The organism is Microcoleus sp. Pol8_D6, from assembly GCF_036700965.1.
In the GTDB taxonomy this organism is placed as follows: domain Bacteria; phylum Cyanobacteriota; class Cyanobacteriia; order Cyanobacteriales; family Microcoleaceae; genus Microcoleus.
The window spans coordinates 1-4,809 of the sequence record NZ_JAUBPW010000135.1 but is presented as its reverse complement, the minus strand read 5'-3'; the positions used below and the strand labels follow the sequence as shown (position 1 = coordinate 4,809).

Below are 4,809 nucleotides of genomic sequence, written 5' to 3'. Positions count from 1 at the left end.
CTTGGTAATTTACTTTCATACAATCGTCCTTTTGCTAGAAGTGCTATTGTAGCATATTTTTGGAGAAGTGGTATAACCGTTCGGGGACTGACCACTTCCACGATTCCCTATGGCAGCCGCATCTTTCAAATCGACTTTGATTTCATTGATCATGAGTTGGTGATTCAAACCAGCGAAGGGGCAAGACGGGCGATCACACTCTACTCTCGCTCGGTCGCTGATTTTTATCAAACCGTGATGGAAACTCTCAGAGCATTGGATATTCACATCACGATCAACACCAAACCGAATGAAGTCCCAGACCCAATTCGATTTGAGCAGGATGAAACTCATGCCGCTTATGATGCGGATTATGCCAATCGATGCTGGCGAGTGCTGCTACAGTCCGATCGCGTCTTTCGAGAATTTCGTTCACATTTTTCCGGCAAGGTTAGTCCGGTTCATTTTTTCTGGGGGAGTTTTGATTTAGCAGTGACTCGCTTTTCTGGGCGATCGGCTCCTGAGCATCCGGGAGGGGTGCCAAATCTACCGGATGCAGTGGCAAAAGAAGCCTATTCCCAGGAAGTCAGTAGTGCCGGATTTTGGCCCGGAGCCGGATTATCATACCCAGCGTTTTATTCCTATGCGTACCCAGAACCCGATGGGTTTAAGCAGGCTACGATTCGTCCCGATGCTGCATTTTACAGTCAAGAATTGGGCGAGTTTATTTTGCCCTATGACGCTGTCCGCGAGGCAGAATCACCGGATCAGATGTTGTTAGAGTTCTTGCAAAGCACCTACGAAGCTGCCGCCAAGTTCGGCAACTGGAATCAAGAGGAACTCAAGCAGTTGACATTTAAGTCACAACTGCATCCTTAAATTGACGTTTAACTGGCAGATCTCAAGGGGTGACAAGGAGGCTGCAAATCAGGTAGAATAAGGGTTTTAGCCAATCGTAATCCCCAAAAATTGGGGGTCGCAGCGACCCCCACACAAAATATATGTTCCCTCAATTATACCAAAAAGTTTTCGAGACGCATCTAAATCCTCGCCAGTATCTAACGCTACAATTGTTAGTGTTAATGTTACAAAGCTATCGAGATGTCAGCTTATCTACTTTAGCTAACAAGTTTCCACAACTGATAAAGTATGAAAGTCGAGTGAGAAACTTGCAACGGTTTTTAGACTTACCTCAACTCACAGCAAAGCTGTTGTGGTTTCCCCTCATCAAACAGCTCGTCAAACAAGAGTTTCGCCACCAACCGAGCAATCGACAACAACGAAGACGAATCAAGAAACTCCAACTCATTCATCAAGGACATTTGTTCTTAATTATCGATCGAACGCAATGGCAAGAGCGAAATTTAATCGTGTTAAGTTTAGCTTGGGGGAAACACGCTATTCCCGTTTATTGGGAAATCTTACCCAAAAAAGGAAGTAGTAACTTGCGCGAACAAAAAAAAGTTTTAACTCCGGTATTGCGGCTGTTGAAGCCTTATCCAGTTCTGGTCTTAGCCGATGCCTGAATTTCACAGCGTCCAACTGGCTTATTGGCTCAAGCAAAGGAATATAGACTTCGCATTGCGGCAGAAAAAAGGCACTTGTATTGCCGATGATGATGCAGTTTATCGAGCACTCAAAGACTTAAATATTAAACCGGAAAAATCTCGATTTTACGCCAACATTTATTGTACCAAAGCGCATCACCTTGGAGACTTTAATTTAGCGGCGTACTGGAAACGAAAATATCGAGGTAGAGGTCCAAAAGAACCTTGGTATATTCTGACGAGTTTGAAAAGTTTACCTCGGACTCTCTCCGTTTATGCCGCTCGATGGGGCATCGAAACAATGTTTCGAGATTTAAAAACCGGAGGCTATAATCTGGAAAATACAAAAGTCAACGAGCGGCGGTTAATGGCGCTCGTTTTAGTCATTTCTATCGCTTATACTCTAGCCACTTTACAAGGTGCTTCTTTACAGCATCGAACTGTTGCTGAGTATATTTGTCGTCCCACTGAAACCGGACGTTCAACAGAACGCTGCTTAAAGTGGTCTACTGCTGTCCACAACCAGATTTTTTTTTGCCCTACAAAAGTTTCTAGTTCATCCAACTCCCCCACTTCTGGAGTGGTCTCGCTCGTCATAGGCGGACGGTAGGCGTTCTCCTACTTGTCTGACCCAATTAATGACGGTGGTGTGATGGACTCCTGTGAGGCGCTCAATACCTCGAAATTTCATGCCGTTGACATACATTTTCAAACATTGCGCTTTAATTTCATCTGAGTATCCTTTGGAGATTGTGTAAACATCAATAAACTGACGATGACAATCGACACCAATATGATTTTGCTTCCCTCTCATCTTGCCATTTTTACGGATATGGCTGGAGCCACATTCAGGACATTTCATTAGATTTAACCTCAATTCATATCACTATTATGCAACGCCCATTTTTTTATGGTCACAATCAAGTATTGCATATAATTGTATCATAGTCTTGATAATGATTTAGGATTGCTGTATTCAGCTTGCTGCAGCATGGCAATAGCGCATTTTGCTAACTTACCAACGATATTTGCGGCTTGGTTACTAACAGTAAGAATTACATTCATTATGTTTTGAAATCAACTGTTCACTTGCACCAAAACAATCGTTGTTTAGGGGGTGGGAGGTTGGGCGAGGAATTATGCGGTGACTGTTAGGGGAGTGGGGAATGGAGAGTGGTGAGGAAGTGGAATTTTCACAGCAATGGCTGCGGTGCGGTTTCTCTCTACTCCTCATTCCCCAATCTTTCCCCGGTAATCTCTCACCCTCCCCAACTTTCCATTACCTTAATTTCTACCTCGCAAGGAATCGGAGAGAGAAACTTATTCCCAGCTCTCACCATACATTTTTTAAGCAAGGCTTTAACTAGCCTCACTTCTTCAAGAGGACACTCTATTAAAATTTCATCGTGAACGACACAAATCAGTTTACCACCAGTGCTACTCAGAGGCATAAAAAGTAGAGCAAGAGCGAGTTTAGTAATGTCAGCACTCATCCCTTGAACTGGGTTATTTAGCATTTTGTTAAGCAGCGGTTTAGTATCTTTTGACCATAATCTCCTTCTGCCTAAGACTGTCCGACTCTCTCGAATACCTCGGCTCCAGGCGCTCCGAACTTTGCCGTGAAATTGTTTGATACCTGTATAGGATTCAAAGAATTTCTTACGAAAGTGTGAAGCTTGTTGCAGCGTTAAAGTGACTCCATGCTCTGCTTGAGCCATATTCTTAAATTTCTGTGCTCCCATGCCATAAATTAAACCGAAGTTAATAATTTTGCCGAGCTGTCTGTCTTCGACAGTAATTTTAGATAAAGGTTTTGCCAGTACCAAAGAAGCGGTCAGAGAGTGCAAATCTTCCCCTTGAGAGTAGGCTTTCACCATCGTGCGATCGCCCGAAACCTTCGCCATGATCCGCAGTTCAATCTGGCTGTAATCGGCTTTGAGCAGGACGTAACCGGGTGCAGCTTTAAAACACTGTCGGGTTTCCTTATCTCTGGGGATATTCGTTAAATTTGGCTCTCGACAACTAAACCGTCCTGATCTAGCACCAATCTGAAACCAATTGGGATGAATGCGCCCTGTAATCGGGTGAATGCGTTCAGGTAAAACCAAAGCAAAAGTATCGATACGAGCCGATAAACTGCGGTATTCTAACAGTGCTCGAATAACGGGATACTCGCCTTGCAAAGGAATTAAATGTTGAGAGCTAGTGGAAGTAATAGGAATACCTTTCTCTTGCAAAGCGGCTAAGACTTGCTTGGGAGAGCGAGGATTAATTGTATCCGTAAATTCTGGCAGCAGAGAGATTTGTTGGTGAGGGTTAGGTCGATGGAGTTGCGAATTAATTTGTTTTAAAAGAGAGTCGCGTTGATAACAGAGCTTCACTCCCAAAACTTTCCACTGTTCTCTATCTAAAAGCATTCCGTTGAGTTCCATAGAAGCCACCGCAGGCAGACAAGCAAACTCTAGTAAAGCAGTTTTCCAAAGCTTAGAAGCTTTCAGTTTTTGTTGCAGAGCAGCAGCCAGCGGGAGTAAGATTGCAGCATCGGTAGCAGCATATTGCAGTTGAGCGAGTGTTAAGTTTCCCGACCAATCGCTAACTTGCTGCGTTTTGTCTAGCTTTACTTTCAACAAATTCTCAGTGACAGCATCTAGGGACAAATGGCGTTTTAGTCCAGCCGTCAGCACTCGGTAAGCCAAATAGGTATCGAAAAAGGGTTTGGATAGTTCCAGTCCGGCAAAAGCGAGCATTTGCCATTCAAATTTGAGGTTGTGACCTACCTTCAGTGCAGGACTCGCTAAGAGCAAGCGTAATGGTTCGAGGGAACTCGGTTCAATGGCCCATAAATCTACAATGATTACTGGATGGTCAGGAATGGCAAGTTGTAACAATCTAATTTTGGCTTTGTAGGGGTCAAGCCCTGTTGTTTCGCAGTCTATACCGATGATTTTTGCTTGTTGGAATGGTTGAAGGGCTGTTTCAAGATTGAAAGCAGTATCGATCAGTTGGTAAGGAGTTTTAAGTGAACTTGCAACTGAGCTATTTTAAGTTGGTCTGGACTCAAAACAGTTGGGATAGCGGTTGATTGTTTCTGCTCTTTTAGTGGATTAGGTTTCATAATTAGTTCCGTTTATAAAAATAGTGAAAGAATATCAATCTGTCCCTAATGCACAAAATATTACTATTTGTAAGGAGGTCTTCGACATTAGATAAGCTGTCAAACATCTAAACTGCATTAACTAAGTTGCCTTTATTTTTTATCTTTCGGTTCCATTTCATAATTAGT

At 43.3% G+C, this 4,809-nt stretch carries 3 protein-coding genes and 2 pseudogenes; 3 read left to right on the top strand and 2 right to left on the bottom strand.

Annotated features, from left to right (window positions below):
• From QUA10_RS28540 to QUA10_RS28530, 3 genes and pseudogenes are all read left to right on the top strand, one after another.
• A partial coding sequence (locus tag QUA10_RS28540; RefSeq protein WP_333085891.1) for a DUF5996 family protein occupies positions 1 to 858 on the top strand: 858 nt, incomplete at its 5' end.
• Positions 859 to 980: 122 nt separating this feature from the next.
• A complete protein-coding gene (locus QUA10_RS28535; protein WP_333085889.1) occupies positions 981 to 1,505 on the top strand; it encodes a hypothetical protein in 525 nt (174 codons plus the stop codon).
• A pseudogene (locus QUA10_RS28530) lies at positions 1,498 to 1,917 on the top strand (transposase); the annotation flags it as partial. The gene QUA10_RS28535 and the pseudogene QUA10_RS28530, both read left to right, overlap by 8 nt.
• A gap of 104 nt (positions 1,918 to 2,021) precedes the next feature.
• Here QUA10_RS28530 and QUA10_RS28525 read toward each other — a convergent pair.
• Together QUA10_RS28525 and QUA10_RS28520 are read right to left on the bottom strand one after the other, a co-directional pair.
• Positions 2,022 to 2,388 (bottom strand): annotated as a pseudogene (locus QUA10_RS28525) (IS1 family transposase); the annotation flags it as partial.
• A 397-nt stretch (positions 2,389 to 2,785) separates the two neighbouring features.
• The gene (locus QUA10_RS28520; protein WP_333085893.1) at positions 2,786 to 4,525 is read right to left on the bottom strand and encodes a bifunctional 3'-5' exonuclease/DNA polymerase; all 1,740 of its coding nucleotides are present in this window, start codon (positions 4,523 to 4,525) and stop codon (positions 2,786 to 2,788) included.
• Positions 4,526 to 4,809 lie beyond the last annotated feature (284 nt).

Bases quoted from the DNA above. Each gene is read 5' to 3' on its own strand.
- QUA10_RS28535 (WP_333085889.1), top strand. From the start codon at position 981: ATGTTCCCTCAATTATACCAAAAAGTTTTCGAGACGCATCTAAATCCT.